Genomic DNA, 23,405 nt, shown 5'->3' with positions numbered 1-23,405 from the left:
ATAGAATATTCCGAATAATAATCTTGTTAATATTAATCTTCATCCTATCCACCATAAAAGCTAAAAAGAAACTTTGATTCAATAGGTTTAAAAATCCGATGCAGTTATGCCCTTTAAGTTATCTTTACTAAAAACTTAAATTTGAATTTTCTTGTCATTGCTTTTCTCAGTTATGAAATCAATTTTCTGCTATGCTACAGCATAAGCTGAATTAGTACTTTGTCTTAGAGGAAAACCTAATGCTGCAATGGTTTGAAAAACTAGTTGATCCTTATCCAACGAAAGACTTAAACAAACCATTACCCACCACATTTTTTGCTTTCGTTTGGCGATCTACTCAGGGAATTCGCCCCTATCTTTTTATTCTCATTGTCTGTACGGCGGCAGCAGCGTGTTTCGAAGCGTTATTCTTCTCTTATATCGGCAAACTCGTAGACTGGCTTAGCAATAGCCAACCAAGTACTTTTTTGGCAAACAATCAACAAAACCTGACCATTTTGATTAGCATTTTATTTGCCCACATCTTTTTTGTTAGCCTGCAATCCATTGTTAAACATCAAGTTTTATTCAGCAACTTCCCAATGCGGATGCGCTGGCGTTTTCATAGCTTATTACTGCAACAAAGTCTCGATTTTTTCCATACTGACTTTGCAGGTCGTCTTTCTGCCAAAGTCATGCAAACCGCTTTAGCGGTTCGCGATTTCTGGATGATTCTGGGTGACATGCTGGTCTATGTTCTCATTTATTTCATTACAATCAGCTTGGTTCTCGGTTCTATTTCGCCAATCTTGATTGTGCCTTTGGCCTTATGGCTGTTCTTATTTATTGCAATTGCAAGTTATTTTATCCCCCGCCTAGGCAAAATTTCAAAAAAACAAGCCGATGCACGTGCCGTCATGACTGGGCGCATTACCGATGCCTATACCAATATCCAGACCGTGAAATTATTTGCCCATGCTGGCCGTGAAAGCCAATACGCCAAAGAGTCGATGCAGGAGTTCATGGTCACGGTTTATAAGCAAATGCGTTTAGGTGTTAAATACGAAATCTCCATTCGCTTCTTAAGTGCATTTCTATTTATTAGTGTGATCGGAACCTCGGTGTGGTTATGGACACAAGGTCAAGCAGCTATTGGTGTCATTGCGGCAACAACGGCGATGGTTCTAAAGCTGGATAGCTTGGCAGAGTTTATCATGTGGAATGTAACAATGCTGTTTGAGAATGTCGGTACCATTCAGGATGGGATGAAGACTTTAGGCAAACAAATCCAGATTCAAGATAAAAAAGATGCTTCTACCTTAGTCGTCACGCATGGTGAAATCCGCTTTGAAGATGTAAGCTTTGCTTATAATCAAAAAAATGTCATTGAGCACTTCAACCTCACCATTAAACCAGGTGAAAAAATTGGGATTGTAGGTCGTTCTGGTGCAGGTAAATCAACGTTAATTCAACTGCTACTGCATTTTTATGACATCAACCAAGGTCGTATTTTGATTGATGGTCAAAATATCCATGATGTAACCCAAGATAGCTTACGTGCCAATATAGCCTTAGTCACTCAGGATACGTCTTTATTACATCGTACAGTTGCGGAAAACATTAAATATGGCCGCCCCAATGCAACAGAATCAGAGGTTCAACTTGCAGTTCAAAAAGCCAAGGCCGAAGAGTTTATTCCGCAACTCACCGATCAAAAAGGACGTATGGGTTATGACGCCTATGTCGGTGAGCGCGGTGTTAAGCTTTCTGGCGGTCAACGTCAACGAATTGCGATTTCACGTGTCTTCCTAAAAGATGCACCCATTTTAATTTTGGATGAAGCCACCAGTGCACTTGATTCAGAGGTCGAATCTGCGATTCAAAGCAGTTTAAATGACCTAATGGTTGGCAAAACAGTCATTGCAATTGCGCACCGTTTATCTACTATTGCGCAAATGGATCGCCTTATTGTTCTGGATCAGGGAAGAATTGCAGAACAAGGGACACATGAAGAATTAATTGCTAATGATGGCTTGTATGCACAACTCTGGAAACGACAAACAGGTGGTTTTCTAGTTGAACAGCAAGCGACTCAGGACACAGAGTAATGTTGTATTTAGAAGATTTAAATATTGGAGATCATTTCATTAGTCGTGAATATGAAATGACCCGTGAAGAAATTAAACAGTTTGCTGGACAGTACGACCCCCAACCTTTTCATTTAGATGAGCAAGCTGCAGAACAACATCCAATTTTTCAAGGTTTGGCCGCAAGCGGTTGGCATACTTCCGCAGTGGCCATGCGTTTATGGACAGAATGTTTTCCAATCGCAGGTGGCCTCTTAGGTACTGAATCAAGTTTGCGTTGGCCTCGTCCAACCCGTGCAGGTGATAAAATTCATGTAGAAATTGAAATCACCGCGATCACCCCCTCTAAAACAAAAAATGATCGAGGTATCGTCAGCTATGTGACACAAGCTTTGAACCAGCATGGTGATGTGCTATTAATATCGACAACCAAAATTATGGTCTTTAGAAAGCCTACTTGATTATTGAACATTCAGTGACTCTTTTGTCCAACAATTTTTATGATTGATTATTTTATTTCATGTAAAGATGTTTAAGACTTAAATGTTTAAAAGATATTGGCAAAATTGATGAGCGCCACGGAAAGCACATGAAAACAACCACAACTCGTCAAGATCAAGGAATACCAGGTGTCTATGGCTTATTGCTCTTAGACGTGGTTTCTCGCTGGGGATATAGCGATGAAACATTGTTTGCACCGTTTCATTTAACCAGCGAACAACTGGCTGATCCGAATTTCAGAATTCCAACACCCATTGCGAATGAACTGGTGAAACACTCTTTGCGCCTGACAGGTGAAAGCACCCTTGGCTTTCACCTAGGAACGCAAATGCGGATTTCCATTCATGGCTTTATTGGCTATGCCATTATGACGGCGCATGACATTACCGATGCCATTGCACTAGCAAGCCGGTTTATTCAGTTACGCCTGCCCTTTTTGCAGCTTTATTTTTCTACTTTTGGACCTAAAGCAACTCTACAGCTACAATGCGATATTGAAGTTGAGCCATTACGCACTGAAATTATTTTAGGCCTGACCATTGGTATTATGACCATGGCCAAAGCCCTCACTGGCATTGAAGATCTAAGAGGTGAGGTAGATTTGGACTTCGCTGAACCCGCTGGCTTTGAAAAATATAAAGATAAATTGAGCAGCAGCATTCGTTTTAATCAACCGCATTTAATTTCCAGCTTCGATAAAAAATATCTAGGCTTAAAGATGGTCAATGCAGACCCAATTGCCAGTCAAATCGCAATCAACCAGTGCGAAACAGAGTTGTCTGCTTTAGGTGAGCGTCGCCGTTTAGCCATGCGTGTCCGTGATATCCTGACCAATTCAGAACAGCATTATTTAAGTATTGAAAGTGTGGCTGAGCGCTTGCACATGTCAGACCGAACCCTTAAACGCCAACTTGCGGCCGAGGGCACCTCCTTCTCGACTTTAGTAGATGAAGTACGTTATCGTCATGCCACCTCACTGCTCTCTCGAACCGATTATAGTCTGGAACAAATCGCAGATGAATTGGGCTACTCAGATGTCGCCAACTTTAGCCGTGCCTTTAAGCGCTGGAGTGGCCGTAGTCCAAGTAACTGGCGTAAAGACCCTTACTTATAATTTCTTCAGACTCGAAAGCTTTTGTTTTTATTGAAAAGCATGTATAAACCAAATAAAAATGATACGACAGATTGTTAAGGAGTTGTCATGAATCATCCAGCAGAATTGAAATATGCACGTACGCATGAGTGGGTAAGAATCGAGGGTGACCTTGTTGTGACGGGAATTACTGACCATGCTCAAGATGAGTTGGGTGATTTAGTCTATGTGGAAACGCCAGAAGTTGGCAGCCACGTTACAGCGACTGAACAAGCAGGTATTGTTGAGTCAGTCAAAACAGCCTCTGATATTCACGCACCAGTGTCTGGAACAGTGGTTGAAGTCAATACTGATCTTGAAGATGACCCTGATTTTGTCAATGATGAACCTTATGGCAAAGGCTGGATTTATAAAATCAAACCAGACAATATGGCTGACGTAGACAAGCTGCTTTCAAACAGCGAATATGAATCAGGTTTATAATTACTGATTGATAAATATCGCCTGATATTACCAAGTAAAAACCGAGTTATATGCTAACTCGGTTTTTTATTTTCTAAAACATAGACTATTTTATTAAGATCCAAGCATCCTGCCAGTTCGAACCTGTCACAGGGACATATTGATGGGCTTGGACTGTACACCAACCGCTATAAGGAAATGGCTTACACTGATAAATACGCCCATCACTGCCCAATACTTTGGTGCCAGCTTTATATGTACTGATATTTTTGGGATAAACAAAATCATAAGAACCACCACTGCTTGGTGCACGTTCAATTTTAATCTCAACCCGCTGAATCCCGCTGTTTAAACTACTATAAACATCATTCTTACCCGCGGCAGGAATAATATCCCCATTACTATTTTTAATACCTGCACGTAAGGCACTATGTTCCCGATTAATGGCTTCTGCCAATAAACGCGGCCAAACATTTCGACTGCCATTGGCAATCGTTGTAATCCGTAATTCTGTTTTTAGATTCGAATTTTCACCAGTGTTATCAAAAACGCGTGTTGATACGCGATTATTTGGTAATAAGTCATCCAGTGGATTGATATCTCCAATATCGTTCCAACTTTGAACCGGTTTCGGTGGTTGTGGGTCCACTGGTGTTGTTGGGCTACCTGAACCAACATTGACATCAATAACATTATAAAATGCATTGCTGGTATCCCCGATATCCCATACAGCCAAAATTACATGATAACCATTTCGGTCTGTAGGCACATTACAACGGTGCGTCACCATGCTGGCAGGTTTTTGATATTTACCATCTATTGTACAAAAGGGATTGAGATCAAAAGAACTGCGTGCCAATGGCATTGAAGGATTCCATCCTTGTTTGGTCATAAAGTAACGCCAGCCCTGCGTAACATGTGCAGCAGTCAATTGCCAAGTAAAATCATTCGCTCCAGTAGGCAAATTTGTTTTAACCCAGCGCGTTGCAGATTGTGCATTCAACTCAGAAAATTGACTCAAATTGGCATTGGCAATCTGTCCATCTGGTGGACCTGATTGTGGGAAACCTTTGGGCGCTTCTAAACTTTGAGGCTCCCAAACAATGCTGCCACATTGACTATTTTTGTTCAACTTACATGCATAAGCCCGTGACTCAGGTTGAAGCACATAGCCATGTGCAAAAACCAATGTAGGCACCGTGGGCAGAACCAAGATTCCAATCGAAATTACATTGAATGAAGTGACGAATCATCATTATTTTCACCTTATTTATTTCACTTATTTATTGTTGTTAAGCATCGGTGTTTAAAAACACCCCTTAGACCATAGGTCAGCCGATGGCTCAAGACAACCACCTCCTCTGTAATGATCTGTAAGAGCTCAGTTAAATATGTCACAGAAATATAAAGTTATGCTGAATAGATCTAATAATTCAATAAACCCACTATCTTTAGTTCAATCCAAAAACTCGAGTGGAAAGTAACCTAGGTCTATCACAATATCTAACTCTTAGATAAGCCCCCAATGGCCAAATCACTCAACACGAAATAAACCAAATCAATTTTGATTAGCAAAGGACTTCACAATATATTTTTTATAAATGAACTTCGCTGAATTGTTGCCTTTGTTACGTTGTGTGTCATCTTTTTTGATCGGTTTTTAGTCCTGTGGTTTTAATCTACAGATGTACATTTTTTAAATTGTAACGTTTAAACACATTGTGCTTTATTTTTAAACATCATATTTTGTTTTTTTGATGGAAAAAAAATCTATTTTTTAGATTAAAAGTTTAAGTTTCATAGGTTTATTTTAAATTAAACAAACGATACAAATAGAATACATAATCATAACAGTATTTTAAAAATCATTTATGCTTGAATCTGTGACCTTATCAATCCCAAGAATAGTCAATCATTTTTAGCTATTCGGGTGTGATTGCAAATTATGGATATGTAAGGACAGGCATCCATTATGAATTTTTCTAATCCCACAGTTGTTATCTTCGTGGTCTATATTCTGGCCATGCTCGGCATCGGTTTATACGCCTATTTTTCTACCAAAAATCTTGATGATTATATTCTTGGAGGCCGAAGTCTAGGCAGTTTTGTCACCGCGTTGTCTGCGGGCGCATCCGATATGAGTGGTTGGTTGCTCATGGGCTTACCTGGTGCCATTTACTTAACAGGATTATCAGAGTCATGGATTGCCATCGGTCTGATTATTGGTGCATGGCTAAACTGGTACTTGGTTGCTGGACGTTTACGTGTACACACTGAAGTCCAAAACAATGCCCTGACCTTACCGGATTATTTTACTGGTCGTTTTGATGACCAGAAAAAAATCTTACGCGTCACATCTGCATTGATTATTCTTGTATTCTTTGCGATTTACTGTGCTTCTGGCATGGTCGCTGGTGCACGTTTATTCGAAACTTTATTCCAGTTACCGTATAGCACAGCATTATGGCTCGGTGCATTTGCAACAATTGGTTATGTATGTATTGGTGGTTTTCTTGCCATCAGCTGGACTGATACTTTCCAAGCTGGTCTAATGATTTTTGCCTTATTGCTGCTTCCAATCGTGACTTACATGTCTCTAGGCATCGGCATGGAAGAGTTTACTGCTGTTGTTGAAAGTGTGCGTCCACATGCATTTGATTTTGCTTCAAACTTAAGTGTTGTCGCGATTCTTTCAGCTGCTGCTTGGGGTTTAGGTTATTTTGGTCAGCCACACATTCTTGTCCGCTTTATGGCTGCTGATTCGGTAAAATCAATTCCAGCCGCACGCCGTATCGGCATGACATGGATGGCGCTTTGTTTAGCAGGGGCAGTAGGATCAGGCTTTATCGGTATCGCGTATTTCCAAATGCATCCTGAACTTGCAACAGCCGTATCTAGCAATCCTGAAACAGTATTCATGGAACTTACCAAGATCCTGTTCAACCCATGGGTTGTTGGTGTGATTCTTGCTGCGATTTTGTCTGCAATCATGAGTACATTGAGCTGTCAGTTATTGGTATGTTCGAGTGCCTTAACTGAAGATTTGTACAAAGGCTTTATCCGTAAAAATGCATCTCAAAAAGAGCTGGTTTGGGTTGGCCGTGCTATGGTGATTGCTGTTGCAATGCTTGCGCTTGCGCTTGCTCAGAACCCTGAAAGTAAGGTACTTGGCTTGGTTGCATATGCATGGGCGGGTTTCGGTGCCGCGTTTGGCCCACTCATCATCCTTTCATTGTTCTGGAAACGTATGACCTTAAACGGCGCATTGGTGGGTATGGTTGTGGGTGCCCTCACTGTAATCCTGTGGAAAAACTTCTTCGGTTACACAGGCATCTACGAAATTATTCCGGGCTTCGCTTTTGCATTAATCAGCATTGTTGTGGTGAGCTTACTGGGTAAAGCACCAAATGCAGCTGTAACAAGCCGCTTTGAACAAGCTGATGAAATCTATGCACGTGAAATGAAATAATTCTGATGAATAAATTAAGGGGCCTTCGGGCCCCTTTTGTTTTGCTTAAAATTTGGCGCGTGATTTAATTTTTATTTTGGAGCTATCTTTTACCACCTGCATAACAGGATAGCTACGCGTTTCCTTGACCCCAGGGAGCTGCCACAGTATTTGCCCTGCAATACGACGAAACTCCTCCATGCCTGCGCTACGTAGTTTAATCAGGAAGTCAAAACCGCCACTGACCATATGGCATTCCACAATTTCTGGATATTGGGTTACCGCATCAATAAAATCATCCAAGACATGCGGCGTGGTTTTATCCAGTAGCACCTCTACAAAGACCAAAAAGTTTGCGTTTAGCTTATTTGGGTTAAGCTTTGCCTCATATCCCAAAATAAATTCATCCTTTGTCAACTTCTGGACGCGTGCCATCACCGCAGTCGGTGAAAGGTTCACGAGTTCTGCCAATTTACTGTTGGAAATCCTTCCATCTGCTTGAAGAATATCCAGAATTTTTAGATCAGTTCGATCTAGTGCATAAATAGGGCCATTCAACTGAATTTTCCTCTAAAAAATAAGTAAATTATAGTGAGTTACTCGGGATTTATTCTGTAATCATAAATTATCTAAACCTCTCTGCTCAATATGTTTTAGAGATTGTTATTGGAATTTAGTATGAATACATTGGATACTCCCGCACAAATGGACACAGCTCACACAAACGGTTATATCACCGAATTTAAAGAAAAAAGTGAGTTTGAGCAACGCATTAATACGGCATGGCGTCGTGCAGAGCCTGAAGCAGTCGCTGTACTTGCTGAAGCAGCAAATATCTCCCCTGAACTTGATCATAAAATTTATGAGCTTGCATTTAGCCTAGCGCATAATTTACGTGAGCGTAAAAGCTCGGCTGGTAAAGCTGGTATCGTTCAAGGTCTGCTGCAAGAATTCTCACTTTCTTCACAAGAAGGTGTGGCATTGATGTGCTTGGCCGAAGCCTTACTTCGTATTCCAGATACAGCAACCCGTGATTTATTGATTCGTGACAAAATCAACCAAGGTAACTGGAAAGAACACGTTGGTCAAAGTAACTTGATGTTCGTGAACGCGGCAGCTTGGGGTTTGATGTTAACTGGTAAGTTAATGGAAACACCAAAGCAAACCAGCTTATCCAGTGTTTTAACCGGTCTATTGGCACGCAGTGGCCGCGGTATCATCCGTAAAGCGGTTGACGTTGCTATGCGCATGATGGGTGAGCAATTCGTTACCGGTGAAACCATCGGTGAAGCACTTGAACACGCAAAACCATTTGAGCACAAAGGTTTCCGTTATTCATATGACATGTTGGGTGAAGCTGCGCTCACTGAACATGATGCGGAACGCTATTACAACGACTACACGCAAGCCATTCATGCGATTGGCAAAGCATCAAACGGTCGTGGTGTTTATGATGGCCCAGGTATCTCAATCAAGCTTTCTGCTTTGCACCCACGTTATCAACGTGCACAGATCGACCGTGTTCATCACGAACTTTATAACAAAGTGTTCGAACTTGCTTGCTTGGCAAAACAATACGACATCGGTTTAAACATCGATGCCGAAGAATCTGAACGTTTAGAAATTTCACTCGAGTTACTTGAGCGCTTATGTTTCGAACCAAAACTTGCCAACTGGAAAGGCATTGGTTTCGTCATTCAAGCCTACCAAAAACGTTGTTTCTACGTTGTTGATTATATCGTTGATCTTGCAAAACGCAGTAACAAACGTTTGATGATTCGTTTGGTGAAAGGTGCGTACTGGGACAGCGAAATCAAGAAAGCGCAAATTGATGGTATGACAGACTACCCTGTGTTTACCCGTAAAGTTCACACCGACTTGTCTTACATTGCGTGTGCGAAAAAATTACTTGCTGCACCCGATCAAGTGTATCCACAGTTTGCAACACACAATGCACAATCACTTGCAACGATTTATAACCTTGCTGATCCAAGTAAATACTACCCAGGTCAATACGAGTTCCAATGCTTGCACGGTATGGGTGAGCCATTGTACGAGCAAGTTGTCGGAGCTAAAGAAGATGGCAAATTAGGTGTTCCATGTCGTGTTTACGCACCAGTGGGTAACCATGAAACCTTATTGGCTTACTTGGTACGTCGTTTACTTGAAAATGGTGCAAATACATCGTTCGTAAACCGTATTGCAGATAAGACCTTAAAAGTTGAAGACTTGATTCAGTCTCCAATCAAAGATATTCAAACTGCTGCGAAAGACGAAGGTCAGCTCGGCTTAAAACACCCTGCGATTCCGCTTCCGCATAATCTTTACCCATTACGTCCAAACTCAAATGGTTTTGATCTCAATAACGATCAACCATTGGCAGACTTGGATGCGACTGCACAGAAATTGCGTAGTCAGATTTGGAAAAGTGCACCTTTACTTGGTTTTGAATCAACAGTTCATGACGAAAGTAATGCACTTGCAATTACAAACCCAGCTCAAAACAGCGAAGTGGTTGGTTATGTCAATGAAGCAACCAGTGCTGATGTGCAACTGGCGCTAGAAGCAGCGGTTCAAGCTGAACAAAGCTGGGCTGCAACCGATAAAGTTGAACGCGCTGCATGTTTAAAACGCGCTGCTGACTTGATGGAAGCACGCATTCAAGAATTGATGGTATTACTTTGCCGCGAAAGTGGTAAAACCTATGCCAATGCCATTGCTGAAGTCCGTGAAGCGGTAGATTTCTTACGTTACTACGCAACTCAAATCGAAGCTTTACCGGTAAATGCACAAGTGAAGCCATTAGGTACCGTATTGTGTATTAGCCCATGGAACTTCCCGCTTGCGATTTTCTCTGGTCAGATTGCAGCGGCATTGGTCAGTGGTAACTGTGTGATTGCCAAACCTGCGGAACAAACTCCACTGATCGCAGCTCAAGCTGTTCAAATGCTTTGGGAAGCTGGTGTGCCACACGGCGCTGTGCAACTTCTTCCAGGTCGTGGTGAAACGGTTGGTGCTCAATTAAGCCAAGATGATCGTATCCAAGGGATCATGTTTACAGGTTCGACTGAAGTTGCAAAAATCTTGCAAAAGACAGTTGCAAAACGTTTATCTCCAAATGGCCAACCAATTCCGTTAATTGCGGAAACAGGTGGTCAAAATGCGATGATCGTAGACTCTTCTGCACTCACTGAACAAGTCGTTCTTGATGTTGTAAGCTCTGCATTTGACAGTGCGGGTCAACGTTGTTCTGCACTTCGTATCTTATGTGTTCAAGAAGATAGCGCTGCAACCGTGATTAAAATGTTAAAAGGTGCAATGCAACAGTTAATCGTTGGTAATCCTGCGATCTTAAAAACTGACATTGGGCCTGTAATCGACACTGAAGCAAAACAAACCATCGATACACACATTCAAAAGATGAAATCTAAGGGTTACCCTGTTCATCAATTAATGTTTAACGATGCAGTGAGCCAACAAGCCCTTGCACAAGGTACTTTTGTTCCTCCTACAGCAATCGAATTACCAAACCTTGACGACTTAGAACGCGAAGTGTTTGGTCCTGTCTTGCACATTATTACTTATAAGTATGGTGAGCTTGAGCAATTGATCGACCGTATCAATGCTAAAGGTTATGGCTTAACCATGGGTCTACACACACGTATCGATGAAACCATTAATACGGTTATTCAACGTGCGGAAGTCGGTAACTTATATATCAACCGCAATATCGTAGGTGCAGTGGTCGGCGTACAACCATTTGGTGGTGAAGGCTTATCGGGTACAGGTCCAAAAGCAGGTGGTCCATTGTATATGTACCGCTTAATGGAACATTGTTCAGAGAAAGTATTGGCAACGCCATTTGCGGTTAAAGCTGAAATCTCTCAGTTTGATGCGGTATCAAATGTTGCTTATCAAAGCTTATTGTCTTGGGCAAACCAAAACATGCCACAAGCAATTACAACGATCCCAGCATTTGGTGTAGGTAAGTTCTACGAGTTGCAAGGGCCAACAGGTGAAAGCAACCAATACACTATCTTGCCACGTCACCGTGTGTTGTCGATTGCCAATGATGAAGCAAGTCAGTTACAGCAATTACTTGCGATTTTCTCCGTCAGCAGTACTGCGGCTGTGTTGAAAGACAATGAGTTCTTGGCAAAACACAAAGCGTCTTTACCTAAAGATGTCTTAGATGCAATCACTGTGATTTCAAATGTTGAAAAAGATGCGTTTGACGCAGTGCTTCATCATGGTTCTGTTGAACAATTACAAGACTTGCAAACTCAAGTTGCTGCTCGTTCAGGTGCGATTGTCGGGATTACTCATTTGCAAGCCAATGAGCAAATTCCTTTAGAACGTCTTGTTATTGAACGTGCGATCAGTGTGAATACCGCTGCTGCTGGTGGTAACGCAAGCTTGATGACTTTATCTGAAGACTAATTTTAACCTTTCCGAGAGATATTAAGTCTCTCAATGACCCGAATCATGTTTACATGGTTCGGGTTTTTTATTATGTTCTAGATCATCTTATTCCTAGTATAAAAATGAGACTATTTAGATGCAGTTTTTATCAGCTCCTGAATATCAACCCAATTGCGCTCTGCTTTTTGAAGATTATAAAAATAAGATCCAGCAGCTCACACCTTATGCCGTTATTGAACATATTGGTTCATCCGCTATTCCCAATGCAATTTCAAAAGGTGATCTTGATATTTATATCGGAGTCCCAGCTCACCACTTTATTGATGCTATTCAACAATTACAACAGCTTCACTTTAAAGAAAAACTTGATACATTGCGTACCCATGAACTGTGTATGTTGGAATCGTTAGAACATGACGTCGCCTTACAAATTGTGGTAACGGGCTCAATATTTGAAAACTTTTTAACTTTTCGCGATCACTTAAGGCAATCACCTGATTTAGTCACTCAATATAATGCGCTGAAACATCACTGCGAGGGAATGAGCCAAGATCAATACCGCGAAATCAAATCGAATTTTATTCAACAGGTGTTAAAGCAAGAAGTTTAATACAACACAGTGTTTGCATAATTTCCTGCACCTGATTGCGCTTTTTTGATACCATTCCCGTTTTAGATTTCACCTGTAGTTTTCTTTTTTATGACCCTATCTTACCCACAGCAACTTCAAGAGAAAGTTGAACGCATTACCGCACAATTTGCCCCGTTCAATCCGCCTGCTTTAGAAGTGTTTCAATCACCTGAACAACATTTCCGTATGCGTGCAGAATTTCGGATCTGGCATACCGAAGATGATCTGTTCTACGCCATGTTTGAACGTGCTGAAGATGGTAAGCAAAAAGAAGTTGTTCGTGTGGATACATTTCCCATCGCAGATCAAAGCATTAATGATTTAATGCCACGTCTATTAGAAGAATTAAAAGCAGTCCCGATTCTATCGCAACGAGTTTTTGAAGCTGACTTTCTCTCGACGTTAAGTGGAGAGATGCTGGTCACGCTGATTTATCATCGCAAATTAGATGCCGAATGGGAAACAGCGGCCAAAACACTTGCTGAAAAACTGAATATTAAAATTATGGGCCGTAGTCGTGGCCAAAAGGTGATTATTGGCGATGACTACGTGGTTGAACAACTCAATGTTTACGGTCGTACCTTTAAATACAAACAAATTGAAAGCAGCTTCACTCAACCAAACGCACAAGTATGCCAACATATGCTGGAATGGGCTTGTGACGCAGCGGAAGCTTCAGAAAAAGATCTGTTAGAATTGTATTGTGGTAATGGTAACTTTACTTTGCCACTGTCATTGAAATTTAAGCGTGTACTCACAACTGAACTTGCTAAATCTTCAGTCTATGCCGCGCAATGGAATATTGAGCAAAACCAGATCGAAAATATACAGGTAGCTCGCTTATCTGCTGAGGAATTCACACAAGCCTATCAAGGCGAACGTGAGTTTAGACGCTTGCAAGAAGCTGAAATCGACATTCAGAGCTATGACTTTGACACAGTATTTGTTGACCCACCACGAGCGGGGATTGATGATGAAACCTTGAAGTTACTACAAGGCTTTGAGCGTATTCTGTATATCTCATGTAATCCAGATACCCTGCATGACAATTTAAAAACCCTGACACAAACGCATCGTATTGTGAAGTTTGCCATGTTCGATCAATTCCCATTTACCCATCATGTGGAATCAGGTGTTTTACTTGAAAAAATTTAAACAAATTATTTCAACGTAACAGTAAATCATAAAGGGTTCGAGTAACCCTTTATTTTTATTCAAAGAATAATTATAAAAAAGTTATATTTTTCAAAGGTCAAGTCATCATACCGTCATAATTTCGTTAGATATTCAAACAATCATCGAAAAAATTGAAGCTCAATTGATGCTTTTATCACTTAAGCTGACTTGAATTTTATTTTAAAGTGGCTATATTTCGAACTATGTTAGGTTGTAAATGAAGGCTCTATGAGTTTTTGGCAAAAATTGTTCAATGCTGATGAACAATATAACGAACACAAGAACCAAACTTCTTGCGTTGAAAATGATTGTTCTTGCAAAACCAATGAACAACTACTGGATGCTTTAGTTAAAGCGACAGATGAAGATGTAATGAAAGGGATCAAGAAAGTACTGATTTCTCGTGGTTATAGCCGCAAAGAATTACTTGCGATGATCAAACCACCTATTCAATAAAAATAAGCCTCTCATCTCCTTAAAATGAGGAGATGAGGGTGTTATCAGGATTTACATTTCTCACGACTCACTTCCGCCACAATTGGTCCTAAATTAAATCGCTTATCATGGCGTTTGCTCTGTATTGAATACAAACTTGAAATCGAACCATCCAAATACAAGGCATTGTCTATTTGCAATTGCTGCTTAAAGAATTTTGCGAATTCATAAAAGCTCACCCGTTGTTGTGAAATCACAAAGTACAGTTGATTGTCCTTTACCCCAACGCCGTTTCGAATTTTGAATGAGTTAGAGTCCACGAGAAACTGAGTGTTGATTTTCCCCTTATTGATCAGCATGGGTCCTGACTGGGTTGCAAATTGGGCTTTAAAGCCATCTTTCTTATAATCAGCCGTACTCTTGATCACCGCATGTCGCTCATTCCATGCCACCACACCATTCGGTTGCATAAAGAAATTACCAAAACCTGTCGTTTCGTTTAATGGAGCAAGTTGTTTACCATGTTCAACATATAAACCAACAGGCTGCAAATCGGCATGATACATCCCTGCATTCATTGCAAAATTGAGTTGTGCACAAGCCGGTAATTCTTTTTGTACTGCTGCAAACTTTTGGTAATAACGATTGGTTTCAGGGCTTTTTAAAAATAATTTTAATTGATCCAGATCTTCGACCTTTATGACATCATATGCTTGCTGATCGAACTGTAAAGTTTGATGCTGCATCGCCTGGACTATCGGCGCCGCTAACAATGCCACAGAGAAGAATAGCCAATTTTTCATTCTGAATAATATTTAAGATTAATCGCATTTTATTTTCCCATAGTGATGACTCACACTAAATAGTAGATACAAACTCAACACATAATCATTCAATTAATCGCTTAAACAGGCTCGATTGATTCACATTTTTTCACTAAAATAATAGTGTAAATACAATACCTTTGTATCCACATGCAGCAAAAACATCCACGCTTCCCTATTGGCGCACATCTAATTGTAAAACACTTTGGTTATAGTCATCACGGCATTTATGCAGGCCGTGGGCGAGTCATTCACTATTCTGGTTTTGCCCATATTTTTAAAAAGCATCCCATCGAAATGACGACTATCCAACGCTTTGCACGTGATAAGCCAATTTACATCAGGAATTATCCCTCCCCACGCTATAAAGCCAAAACAGTGGTACGGCGTATGCGCTCACGCATGCATGAAAATCATTATCACCTGATCATTAACAACTGTGAACATTTATGCACCTGGGCAATCACAGGCGTTGAGTCCAGCACGCAAGTTGAACGCATGCAACGTCGTCTTGCCACCATTGGTTATGTCAGCTCAATCATGAGTTATATGAACGGTTTAATGCTCACTGTAGCCACAGCCTGTTTTGCGATCGTGCTATACATCAAGATGATGCTCCGTCGACAAGCCAAAAAATCAGTACCCGCCTACTTACAACTTAAAGAAAAGCATTCAAAAAAATAAGGTCGATGTGATCCTCGAAAACGTTTTCAGCAATTGATTGATTTTTTATTCAGCTTGCATTAGTATTTTCTTCGATACATTTCGTATCCCATCCATACCGAGGGTTTTATGTTGGAGATAGCAGTAATCTGGTAACTATATTTCAATAACACATTGAAATTGGTTATCTGCGCGATTTTTTGGGCTTCAAGCCTAACTTTGCTCTGATTATTTCTATCTGGATAACAACATGAACTTATCTAAGTCCGAACAACGGACACTACACGTCTTAGCTAAAGGCGGAAAAATCGTAAAACTTCGTGATGATTCAGGTCAAACCATCGCTGTAGAGTGCTATAGCCGAGAAGGTTTCTTGCTGTCCGATTGTGACCTTGCTGTTTTCAACAAGCTAAGAAAGAAAAAACTGATTAAATCCATCAATGGACAGCCCTATCAAATTAATTTACATGGCCTTAGATCAGTACGCCCACAGTTAGACAATCGTTAATACACAGTCATAGGTTTGAATAAACCCGTGATGATGTTTAGATGTTGTCTATCAATCTAAAATTGGACTGGGTTTATCCAAATTACATATGGTTTATTTTGAGAAAGAAAATGGAACTAGATGTCATTCAAAACCGCTTAGCTTTTTTACATGAAGCGGAAAAACTAAAAAATGTGTTGAGATTTTCACATACATCCAATGGCCGCCAAGAAAGCACCGCTGAACATAGCTGGCGTTTAAGCTTAATGGCAATGATCTTTACCGATCAATTTAAACATCTTGATCATGCCAAGATACTCAAAATGTGCCTGATTCATGACTTAGGTGAAGCGATTCATGGAGATATCCCAGCCATCATGAAAAATCAATTTCCAGACAAGAGCCTACAAGAAAAACAGGATCTTTATCAATTGACGGAATCTCTGGATGAACACCCTCAAACGTTAATTCGAACACTTTGGCAAGAATACGAAAATGCCGAAACAGCGGAAGCAAAATTTGTGAAAGCACTAGATAAATTAGAGACCATTATGCAACATAATCAAGGACTTAATCCTAATAATTTCGATTACGCCTTCAATCTAAGCTATGGGAAAAAATACACTCAAGCCATTCCAGTACTGCAACAAATCCGAACAATTTTGGATCAGCAAACCCAAGAGAAAATGAAGATGAATATCCATATTCGTGATGAGAAACTATCTGATATTCAAGCCATTTTTGACTTAACGCAAGCGGCTTTCGCAAACGCTGAACATTCAAGTCATACAGAACAGTTCATTGTGAATGCTTTACGCAATTCAGGACAATTAAGTTTATCTCTGGTTGCAATCAGCAATAAAAAATTGATTGGGCATATTGCATTTTCATCTGTACGCCTCTCAGATGGAACTAAAAACTGGTATGGCTTAGGGCCAATTTCAGTTTTACCAGACTATCAAGGCCAAGGGGTTGGCGCAAAACTGATGCATGCTGGCCTTGAAGCACTCAAAGATTTAGATGCTATGGGGTGTGTTGTACTGGGCGATCCAGCTTATTACAGTAAATTTGACTTTAAAGCAGATCCTAGACTTGTACTACAAGGCGTACCTGCTGAGTATTTCCAGGTTCTGTCTTTTACTGAATATGTCCCTTCTGGCGAAGTGATTTATGCGGATGCATTTAATGCGACTGCCTAGGCTGACTGACTGAACAACGCGACAGAAGTTCATAGCTCATCGATATGGGCTTCTGCGCTTTAATTAAACATAGCCATTGTTTCGGAAACTTGCAGTGCTTGCTCAAAAATTTCTGCATAACCTGCGACCAACTCAGCTTTATCCATCCCATTAATGATTCGTCGTGCATTGATATAGTCTTTTTTATCTTGATTGATGTAATCCGTCAGCCTTTTCCCAGTAAACATGCCTTTTTTCATACCGACAATCATGACACGTGCTGCAATATCAGCTTGCAAAGCCAGTTTCGGATTTTTCACTAAATCAATTTTTAAATAATCCCCCATTCTTTTATAGTTTGCCAACCAAGTCAATTGCACATAACCATAACCGATATAGGGATAATATTGCTTAGATTTCAAGTATTTTTCAGAACCATACTCGATCACGGGTTGCATGGTTTTGGCTGTTTCATGCCAAGCGGTTGCCAAGATATAAGCCATTTGAGCAAATGTAATTGTTTGATCTTCAGCCAGTACTGAGATGAGAAAGTTGATGCCATTGACTTGAGATTGACTCAACTTGCCAAAATTTTTGCGTAAAAGATCGAAACCATCTTGTGTTATTGTCATGTTATATTCCTCTTTATAATAAAAAACCGCCCGAAGGCGGCATTGGATTGAATTTATTATTTAAAATTTGTCTTTAAAGTCTTTTACCTCTTTTGCTACATCTAAAATAGTGGAGTTTTCTCTGGCATTAATATAGTTAAAGGTCCAGCGAATAATCGCCCAAACAGGTAATCCACATAAGAAATACAAACCACCTAATGCGAATGCACCATAAGCATTTTCACTCCAAGCCTGTAAACCAAAATGCTGAATTACAAAAGCACCTCCAGCAATACTACCGACTGCGGTTGAAATAAGTGAAACTACCCATTCACTCCTTGTTTTAGGAAGTCGGGTCATAATTACGACCATCCAAGCCAAAAACATAAAACTCAGTGCCATAATGACAATAAAAAATACGCCATAAGATTTAATCACGGCCGCAATCCCTGCACCCGCTGAAACAACCTCTGTCATTTTGTCCTCCATAAATAAAAAGGCCTCAACTTGTTTAAAGTTAAGACCTCGCTCGAGTAGATTCGTTTTTCATTTTCCACCATAATCACTCCCGTGGTTATTGAAAAAATTTAATTTATACAGATTGCGGATAATGCATCATCCAGCTTTGCTGATCATGGAACTGTACAAAGTCCCCGACCTTGACTTCTGAACCCAAAATTTCACCATGACTGGTTAAGTGATAATAAACGCCATCTTCAAGTTCAGATGGCAATTTATAATCCAAGCTGACATAAGCTTCACGCAAATCAAAGTCAAACTGGCTTAAACCTTCTTGTGTAACAATTTGATAATACATTGGCAATTTCAATGTATTGCTAGAATGCCATGCTCCAACAAATTCATAATCAATATAAACATTCATCGATTGGGCACTGGTAATTTCAAATGTCACAACTGGATTCTCAGACGGATTTTCTTGAATGTAAGTGACATTATTCAAGCTATTAAAATCCCCCAACACCACCACGAATTTACCCCCATCAAAATAGCTATAAATGACAAAGCCTTGCTTAATATGATTCACTGTGACTATATTTTTAGGCTCGTGATCCACTCCCAAAATCATAATTGATCGGTTGGTGATACGCGTCTGAGTAAAAGAAAATCGCCCTTTTTGTGCTTGAAAATAGGCAGAAATAGCGAGAGATTCATCGACTAGGGCTGGTACTTTTATAGAACCGAGTTGATCATTTCCATGTATATATGCCCTACCTGATACGTCTGCTGTAGTTCGCATGACCGCAGGGATAATGTCTGCATAAGAAAGAATGTCTAAGTGTTTAATTGAAAAAGAACCCAACATCATATTATTGACACAATTCATTTTAATCACCTTGAGTTATTGAGTCGCTTTAGAGCACCCACTTATAAAATTAATAAAATGGACGATTGTTTATCTTCAGTTATAAAAAAACTCGGTTCCTGACGGATACCGAGTTTTTAGGCAACAAAAAAGCCCGCTAGATGCGAGCTTTTTATTTTTGGTCGATGTCAAATTTAATACGACCAGTATATAAAAACTATAACCTAGTTTCCGAAATAATGGAATCCCTAAGCGTGCATATTTTTGTAAGTATTTTTCCGATATTGTTCAATCGTAGTTTCAGCCTCACAGATAGCTATTTCAATTGTCTGAACCATTAAGCTTTCATAGCTTTTCCATGTCTTTCTATAGCTCTCCACATTCATCTGATGACGACTAATACCTGCATAAGCGAGACGTCCTTTTGCTGTATAGTTTTCCTCCAGATCTGGATCTAGCACAAAATCCAATACCATACGCGATAACAACCAAGCCAAGTGGTACATAGCGATACGCTCTGGCTCACGTTTTTTATCTCGCACGGCTTGTTCTATAAAAAGGTCTGCCAAATACTGGCGAACATAGTCATAATCGCTTTTAGCTTTATGTTCGAATACAATGAGCGCTGTCACTGACTTTGCCAATTGTGTATTCATTGATGCAATTGCACCTAAACGATCTTCATAATTTAAGGGACGATCACCTGTCCCACGAATAAAAGGTTCCAAGCCCGCTGAGCGTAGTGTTAAACCCTGCGTCAACCATTCAAATTTTTCAAACTTTGCAATACTTACATTCATATCGTCACCTAAACCAATGTCATTTCATTTTGGGCTTGATTCATGTTTTATAAAATATAAATTGAATAAACCAAGTCTTGTGTTATTTCTCAGCGCTCATCGAACACTTGTTTTGAGTTCCAGTTTGAACTTGCCTTCAAGCATCAAACACTGCTTTGGCCAACTTCAAACTGATGTTTTATATGCTTAGTGATACTTTTCTCTTACTTCTACAAGCTTCATTGCCTGATAAATTTCTTCAAATCGTGCTTTTGTACAGGGTCTGGTTGCACTTTTAATTTGAGAAATATAACTATGTGCACAACCAAGAACTTCCACCAAAGCTTTAGCTCGCCCCTTTTGCGCATCCAACCAAGCACTGAGCATATGGATTTGATCTTCTGTGGCTTGATTTGCAACTCTTTCGAGTCGCTTTAATTCTTTCTGCGTTTTTTCTTCAGATACAAACCTTACAGCATGGCTTGGTCTTGCTTTCAATCTTTCTTCATAGGTATTTTGAATTGTTGTGATTGCATTACCTTGAGCCAGCCATGCTTCAATTTCTGCATTTAAATTCTGCTTAATATGCATGTTTGGGTTGATTGATTTGTTCATACCGCACCTCCAGCATTTAACCTAATGGATAGATCAATTATATTAGCAAACTAATATAATTTCAATAAGAATACTAATTTGACTTCACATTAGCTTGCTAATATTCTTAATTTATTGATTTAAGGTGCATTAAAATGCTTAAAGATCGGCTCAAAGAAGCAAGAAAAAAAGCCAAGAAGTCTCAAAAAGATGTGGTTGCTGCTGTAGGTATTACCCAATCAGCGCTCAGCCAGCTTGAGACTGGACTGGTCAGTTCCTCATCTCATTTACCCTCAATTGCTAATTTTCTGGGTGTAGATGCCTATTGGCTACTAACAGGTCTTGGTACTGCCACGCCGAAAGAATCTAGCCAAGATGATGTTTCCAACATCACCGCCGTAAAGGCCAATATGGCACCTGTGCTATCTTGGGTACAAGCTGGTGTGTTTACCAATGTTGAATCGGTTGATATCACCCAAATTGAAGAATGGCTACCGCTACCCGATGATTGTGATGACTGCTTTTATTTAAAAGTACAAGGTCTAAGTAATTATCCCGTTTTCCATGAAGGCGATTACATTTTGGTTGACCCTACCGTGCAATATAGCGATATGCAATCCGGTGACATGATTGTGGTGAGAAAACATGAAGATGCGACATTCAAACGCCTCGTCATCGAAACCGATAATTCACGATACTTGCAAGCACTGAATCCGGAATTCAAACCCAATATCATTCCACTCGATGAAGAATGTATTTTTGTTGGTGAAGTGGTCGATTCCATTCGCTATATCTATCAATCCAAACGTAGATCCAAAATAAAACATAGCTAATTTTTAAGAGATTAATTATTAGAATTCTTATTTTAACTCAATATTAGTATTTTAATAATCTGTACGATCAAAATCATATACAACAAAAAAAGCCTAGATCATGGTCTAGGCTTTTTTATGCAATAAGATATTACTTCGCAGCAGTTGCTTCGGTTGTAATATTCACAGTGATCTTATCACCAACATTGGGAACATAATTGCCGATACCAAATGCAGAACGGTTAAAGCTTGTTGTAGCATTGAAACCAATTGCAGGGACTTTCGCCATTGGATGCTCACCTTGCTTATTCAGTACAGCATCTAATACTACAGGTTTAGTTACGCCTTTAACGGTTAAATCACCTGTAATTTTAAAGTGTTTCTTGTCTTTAGTTTCTACTTTGGTACTTTTAAAGGTAATGTTTGGATATTTTGCAGCATTAAACCAAGCTTCTTCTTGGAATTCTTTATCCAACGCAGCAACATTGGTATTTACACTGCTTAAAGGAATCGTCACTTCTACAGATGAATTTGCAGGTTTTGCATTATCAACTTTAATTGTCCCTTGAATATCGGTGAAATTTGCACTTGGTGTAGAGAAACCAAAGTGATTCCAACTGAATACTGTCGCCGTATGCGTTGGGTCAATTTTATAGTCGACTGGCGCAGCCAATGTAACCGAACTTGCTAAAGTAATTGCTAACCCGAGACTTAATGTTTTAAATTGCATTTTTCATATCCTTGTTTGATATAGTGATTAGTGTATAGATCAAGTATTTTTATTCACTAGTCTTTATAAAACGATATGTTTCACCAGTGCAACAATAAAAGCGTTACAGCACTTATCAAAAATCAATATCATAAGACAACTCAATACAGGACAATTGATCAGCAAGCAGATGTGGTCAATCGGTCTATTTTGATTTAGATACTTCACGATAAACAACAAGGTAAAATATGACTCATACAGCTCAAGCACTTAGTACATCTACATCTTATCGCGTTACGTTGACAGATCCTGCTGGCCATACCTGGTATGCAGATGAACCTGCCAACAAAGGTGGTCAAGATACTGCACCGAACCCTGTTCAGCTTTTACTTTCGGCTTTAGGCGCCTGTACCACCATTACTTTGGAAATGTACGCCAATCACAAAGGGATTAAGATTGATCATGTTCAGGTCGATTTAGCCTTGAATCCCAATGGTGAGCCAGAATCAGGACAGAATAATATTGAGCGTAAAATTATCTTAAAAGGTGAATTTACCGAGGATCAGCATAAACGTTTGTTAAAAGTCGCAGAAAGCTGCCCGATTCATAAGTTATTAACATCAAATATTTCGATTCAGAGTGAATTAAGTATTGGATGAATGACCGATTACACTAAATTTCAATCACATCCGCATACCATTCCAATGAGCCACACATCGAGATATCTATTGCTAAGTCGACAATATTTGTGAGCTCATTTGGAATAAATGAATATAAATTTTTTCCATCGAAATGAATCCAAAACTCGGGTGGTGGTGTATCACAACCATCTATAAATCCACCTGTTTCTTTTTCACCCAAACAGTCAAACATTGATGAGTGCACATCAAATACTAATATTTTTCCCTGTAACTTTGTCCAACTTGGCATGTGATGATATTTAACCCGAGCTTGGATAGCCTCTTCAAAATAGGCCTGCATAAGATAAGCATAATCACCACCAAATGCTGGATCACCATTTTTGTTTTTGAAACTTTCTTGTAATGCACGATATAAAAAATTATATTCTGCACACTGCCAAAATATTTCTTTTTTACTTAGATTTTCCAAATACCAATATTTAATATTTCATCAAAAGTATGAAGTTCGAATTCCTTTCTCATCACAATATCTCACTCTTTTAAGTTTCA

23 protein-coding genes and 1 pseudogene are annotated in these 23,405 nt (G+C 39.7%); 14 read left to right on the top strand and 10 right to left on the bottom strand.

Annotation, left to right across the window (positions count from 1 at the left end):
* Positions 1–239: 239 nt before the first annotated feature.
* The 4 genes from Aba26S_RS17325 (at position 240) to gcvH (ending at position 4,143) form a co-directional block, all read left to right on the top strand.
* A complete protein-coding gene (locus Aba26S_RS17325; protein WP_043973780.1) occupies positions 240–2,087 on the top strand; it encodes an ABC transporter ATP-binding protein in 1,848 nt (615 codons plus the stop codon).
* Positions 2,087–2,527: a MaoC family dehydratase gene (locus tag Aba26S_RS17320; protein WP_043973777.1), complete on the top strand. Its 441-nt coding sequence runs from the start codon at positions 2,087–2,089 to the stop codon at positions 2,525–2,527. The genes Aba26S_RS17325 and Aba26S_RS17320 overlap by 1 nt, the downstream gene beginning before the upstream one ends.
* Before the next feature lie 128 nt (positions 2,528–2,655).
* Entirely contained in the window at positions 2,656–3,681 is a 1,026-nt protein-coding gene (locus Aba26S_RS17315; RefSeq protein WP_005241112.1) for an AraC family transcriptional regulator, read from the top strand.
* Between the two features lie 87 nt (positions 3,682–3,768).
* Positions 3,769–4,143, top strand: coding sequence for a glycine cleavage system protein GcvH (gene gcvH / locus Aba26S_RS17310; protein WP_005241110.1), 375 nt, complete (start codon positions 3,769–3,771; stop codon positions 4,141–4,143).
* An 85-nt stretch (positions 4,144–4,228) separates the two neighbouring features.
* Here the strand turns inward: gcvH and Aba26S_RS17305 are convergent, their stop codons facing one another.
* Positions 4,229–5,320: a lytic polysaccharide monooxygenase gene (locus Aba26S_RS17305; protein WP_370538964.1), complete on the bottom strand. Its 1,092-nt coding sequence runs from the start codon at positions 5,318–5,320 to the stop codon at positions 4,229–4,231.
* Positions 5,321–6,094: 774 nt separating this feature from the next.
* Here Aba26S_RS17305 and putP point away from each other — a divergent pair.
* A complete protein-coding gene (gene putP, locus Aba26S_RS17300; protein WP_005241106.1) occupies positions 6,095–7,591 on the top strand; it encodes a sodium/proline symporter PutP in 1,497 nt (498 codons plus the stop codon).
* Positions 7,592–7,636: 45 nt separating this feature from the next.
* Here putP and Aba26S_RS17295 read toward each other — a convergent pair whose 3' ends face one another.
* Positions 7,637–8,128, bottom strand: a complete 492-nt coding sequence (locus tag Aba26S_RS17295) for an Lrp/AsnC ligand binding domain-containing protein (protein WP_005241104.1) — start codon at positions 8,126–8,128, stop codon at positions 7,637–7,639.
* Positions 8,129–8,248: 120 nt separating this feature from the next.
* Between Aba26S_RS17295 and putA the strand changes: the two genes are divergently transcribed.
* The 4 genes from putA to Aba26S_RS17275 all read left to right on the top strand — a co-directional run bounded on the left by putA (position 8,249) and on the right by Aba26S_RS17275 (position 14,255).
* The gene (putA, locus tag Aba26S_RS17290; protein ID WP_043973774.1) at positions 8,249–12,010 is read left to right on the top strand and encodes a trifunctional transcriptional regulator/proline dehydrogenase/L-glutamate gamma-semialdehyde dehydrogenase; all 3,762 of its coding nucleotides are present in this window, start codon (positions 8,249–8,251) and stop codon (positions 12,008–12,010) included.
* 118 nt (positions 12,011–12,128) lie between these two features.
* Positions 12,129–12,602 (top strand): GrpB family protein, encoded by a 474-nt coding sequence (locus tag Aba26S_RS17285; protein ID WP_043973771.1) that lies wholly within the window; start codon positions 12,129–12,131, stop codon positions 12,600–12,602.
* A 90-nt stretch (positions 12,603–12,692) separates the two neighbouring features.
* On the top strand, positions 12,693–13,778 hold the full coding sequence (gene trmA, locus Aba26S_RS17280) for a tRNA (uridine(54)-C5)-methyltransferase TrmA (RefSeq protein WP_043973769.1): 1,086 nt from the start codon (positions 12,693–12,695) through the stop codon (positions 13,776–13,778).
* 249 nt (positions 13,779–14,027) lie between these two features.
* The gene (locus Aba26S_RS17275) at positions 14,028–14,255 is read left to right on the top strand and encodes a hypothetical protein (protein ID WP_005241098.1); all 228 of its coding nucleotides are present in this window, start codon (positions 14,028–14,030) and stop codon (positions 14,253–14,255) included.
* Positions 14,256–14,299: 44 nt separating this feature from the next.
* Here Aba26S_RS17275 and Aba26S_RS17270 read toward each other — a convergent pair whose 3' ends face one another.
* Positions 14,300–15,037, bottom strand: a complete 738-nt coding sequence (locus tag Aba26S_RS17270) for a phosphodiester glycosidase family protein (RefSeq protein WP_043973767.1) — start codon at positions 15,035–15,037, stop codon at positions 14,300–14,302.
* Positions 15,038–15,208: 171 nt separating this feature from the next.
* Between Aba26S_RS17270 and Aba26S_RS17265 the strand changes: the two genes are divergently transcribed.
* From Aba26S_RS17265 to Aba26S_RS17255, 3 genes are all read left to right on the top strand, one after another.
* A complete protein-coding gene (locus tag Aba26S_RS17265; protein WP_043973764.1) occupies positions 15,209–15,742 on the top strand; it encodes a lecithin retinol acyltransferase family protein in 534 nt (177 codons plus the stop codon).
* A 229-nt stretch (positions 15,743–15,971) separates the two neighbouring features.
* Positions 15,972–16,229 (top strand): YjhX family toxin, encoded by a 258-nt coding sequence (locus Aba26S_RS17260; protein WP_005241091.1) that lies wholly within the window; start codon positions 15,972–15,974, stop codon positions 16,227–16,229.
* Between the two features lie 110 nt (positions 16,230–16,339).
* The gene (locus Aba26S_RS17255; RefSeq protein ID WP_081408460.1) at positions 16,340–17,407 is read left to right on the top strand and encodes a bifunctional HD family hydrolase/N-acetyltransferase; all 1,068 of its coding nucleotides are present in this window, start codon (positions 16,340–16,342) and stop codon (positions 17,405–17,407) included.
* Positions 17,408–17,466: 59 nt separating this feature from the next.
* Here the strand turns inward: Aba26S_RS17255 and Aba26S_RS17250 are convergent, their stop codons facing one another.
* The 5 genes from Aba26S_RS17250 to Aba26S_RS17230 form a co-directional block, all read right to left on the bottom strand.
* Entirely contained in the window at positions 17,467–18,018 is a 552-nt protein-coding gene (locus Aba26S_RS17250) for a chitinase (protein ID WP_043973761.1), read from the bottom strand.
* A 60-nt stretch (positions 18,019–18,078) separates the two neighbouring features.
* Complete coding sequence (locus Aba26S_RS17245; RefSeq protein ID WP_005241085.1) at positions 18,079–18,474, bottom strand: hypothetical protein; 396 nt, start codon at positions 18,472–18,474, stop codon at positions 18,079–18,081.
* A gap of 115 nt (positions 18,475–18,589) precedes the next feature.
* Positions 18,590–19,342 carry a hypothetical protein gene (locus Aba26S_RS17240; protein ID WP_043973758.1) on the bottom strand — a complete coding sequence of 251 codons (753 nt, stop codon included), beginning with the start codon at positions 19,340–19,342 and terminating at the stop codon, positions 18,590–18,592.
* 227 nt (positions 19,343–19,569) lie between these two features.
* On the bottom strand, positions 19,570–20,121 hold the full coding sequence (locus Aba26S_RS17235) for a hypothetical protein (RefSeq protein WP_043973755.1): 552 nt from the start codon (positions 20,119–20,121) through the stop codon (positions 19,570–19,572).
* Positions 20,122–20,307: 186 nt separating this feature from the next.
* Positions 20,308–20,715: a hypothetical protein gene (locus Aba26S_RS17230; protein WP_005241079.1), complete on the bottom strand. Its 408-nt coding sequence runs from the start codon at positions 20,713–20,715 to the stop codon at positions 20,308–20,310.
* 134 nt (positions 20,716–20,849) lie between these two features.
* On the opposite strand from Aba26S_RS17230, the gene Aba26S_RS17225 reads away from it, so the two are divergent.
* On the top strand, positions 20,850–21,527 hold the full coding sequence (locus tag Aba26S_RS17225; protein WP_043973752.1) for a LexA family transcriptional regulator: 678 nt from the start codon (positions 20,850–20,852) through the stop codon (positions 21,525–21,527).
* Positions 21,528–21,657: 130 nt separating this feature from the next.
* Here Aba26S_RS17225 and Aba26S_RS17220 read toward each other — a convergent pair whose 3' ends face one another.
* Positions 21,658–22,236, bottom strand: coding sequence for a YceI family protein (locus Aba26S_RS17220; RefSeq protein ID WP_005271040.1), 579 nt, complete (start codon positions 22,234–22,236; stop codon positions 21,658–21,660).
* Positions 22,237–22,463: 227 nt separating this feature from the next.
* Here Aba26S_RS17220 and Aba26S_RS17215 point away from each other — a divergent pair, with 227 nt between their 5' ends.
* Entirely contained in the window at positions 22,464–22,874 is a 411-nt protein-coding gene (locus Aba26S_RS17215; RefSeq protein ID WP_005241054.1) for an OsmC family protein, read from the top strand.
* Positions 22,875–22,887: 13 nt separating this feature from the next.
* On the opposite strand, the pseudogene Aba26S_RS17210 reads toward Aba26S_RS17215, so the two are convergent.
* A pseudogene (locus tag Aba26S_RS17210) lies at positions 22,888–23,378 on the bottom strand (hypothetical protein).
* Positions 23,379–23,405 lie beyond the last annotated feature (27 nt).

Source organism: Acinetobacter sp. NBRC 110496, assembly GCF_000876115.1.
Classification (GTDB): Bacteria; Pseudomonadota; Gammaproteobacteria; order Pseudomonadales; family Moraxellaceae; genus Acinetobacter.
Note: the sequence above shows the minus strand (reverse complement) of the source record. Positions and strands in the feature narration are given on the sequence as shown.

Excerpts from the sequence above, each read along its gene's own strand:
- Aba26S_RS17325 (WP_043973780.1), top strand. The coding sequence starts at position 240 with ATGCTGCAATGGTTTGAAAAACTAGTTGATCCTTATCCAACGAAAGAC.
- Aba26S_RS17320 (WP_043973777.1), top strand. The coding sequence starts at position 2,087 with ATGTTGTATTTAGAAGATTTAAATATTGGAGATCATTTCATTAGTCGT.
- Aba26S_RS17315 (WP_005241112.1), top strand. The coding sequence starts at position 2,656 with ATGAAAACAACCACAACTCGTCAAGATCAAGGAATACCAGGTGTCTAT.
- gcvH (WP_005241110.1), top strand. The coding sequence starts at position 3,769 with ATGAATCATCCAGCAGAATTGAAATATGCACGTACGCATGAGTGGGTA.
- putP (WP_005241106.1), top strand. The coding sequence starts at position 6,095 with ATGAATTTTTCTAATCCCACAGTTGTTATCTTCGTGGTCTATATTCTG.
- putA (WP_043973774.1), top strand. The coding sequence starts at position 8,249 with ATGAATACATTGGATACTCCCGCACAAATGGACACAGCTCACACAAAC.
- Aba26S_RS17285 (WP_043973771.1), top strand. The coding sequence starts at position 12,129 with ATGCAGTTTTTATCAGCTCCTGAATATCAACCCAATTGCGCTCTGCTT.
- trmA (WP_043973769.1), top strand. The coding sequence starts at position 12,693 with ATGACCCTATCTTACCCACAGCAACTTCAAGAGAAAGTTGAACGCATT.
- Aba26S_RS17275 (WP_005241098.1), top strand. The coding sequence starts at position 14,028 with ATGAGTTTTTGGCAAAAATTGTTCAATGCTGATGAACAATATAACGAA.
- Aba26S_RS17270 (WP_043973767.1), bottom strand. The coding sequence starts at position 15,037 with ATGAAAAATTGGCTATTCTTCTCTGTGGCATTGTTAGCGGCGCCGATA.
- Aba26S_RS17265 (WP_043973764.1), top strand. The coding sequence starts at position 15,209 with ATGCAGCAAAAACATCCACGCTTCCCTATTGGCGCACATCTAATTGTA.
- Aba26S_RS17260 (WP_005241091.1), top strand. The coding sequence starts at position 15,972 with ATGAACTTATCTAAGTCCGAACAACGGACACTACACGTCTTAGCTAAA.
- Aba26S_RS17255 (WP_081408460.1), top strand. The coding sequence starts at position 16,340 with ATGGAACTAGATGTCATTCAAAACCGCTTAGCTTTTTTACATGAAGCG.
- Aba26S_RS17250 (WP_043973761.1), bottom strand. The coding sequence starts at position 18,018 with ATGACAATAACACAAGATGGTTTCGATCTTTTACGCAAAAATTTTGGC.
- Aba26S_RS17245 (WP_005241085.1), bottom strand. The coding sequence starts at position 18,474 with ATGACAGAGGTTGTTTCAGCGGGTGCAGGGATTGCGGCCGTGATTAAA.
- Aba26S_RS17240 (WP_043973758.1), bottom strand. The coding sequence starts at position 19,342 with ATGAATTGTGTCAATAATATGATGTTGGGTTCTTTTTCAATTAAACAC.
- Aba26S_RS17235 (WP_043973755.1), bottom strand. The coding sequence starts at position 20,121 with ATGAATGTAAGTATTGCAAAGTTTGAAAAATTTGAATGGTTGACGCAG.
- Aba26S_RS17230 (WP_005241079.1), bottom strand. The coding sequence starts at position 20,715 with ATGAACAAATCAATCAACCCAAACATGCATATTAAGCAGAATTTAAAT.
- Aba26S_RS17225 (WP_043973752.1), top strand. The coding sequence starts at position 20,850 with ATGCTTAAAGATCGGCTCAAAGAAGCAAGAAAAAAAGCCAAGAAGTCT.
- Aba26S_RS17220 (WP_005271040.1), bottom strand. The coding sequence starts at position 22,236 with ATGCAATTTAAAACATTAAGTCTCGGGTTAGCAATTACTTTAGCAAGT.
- Aba26S_RS17215 (WP_005241054.1), top strand. The coding sequence starts at position 22,464 with ATGACTCATACAGCTCAAGCACTTAGTACATCTACATCTTATCGCGTT.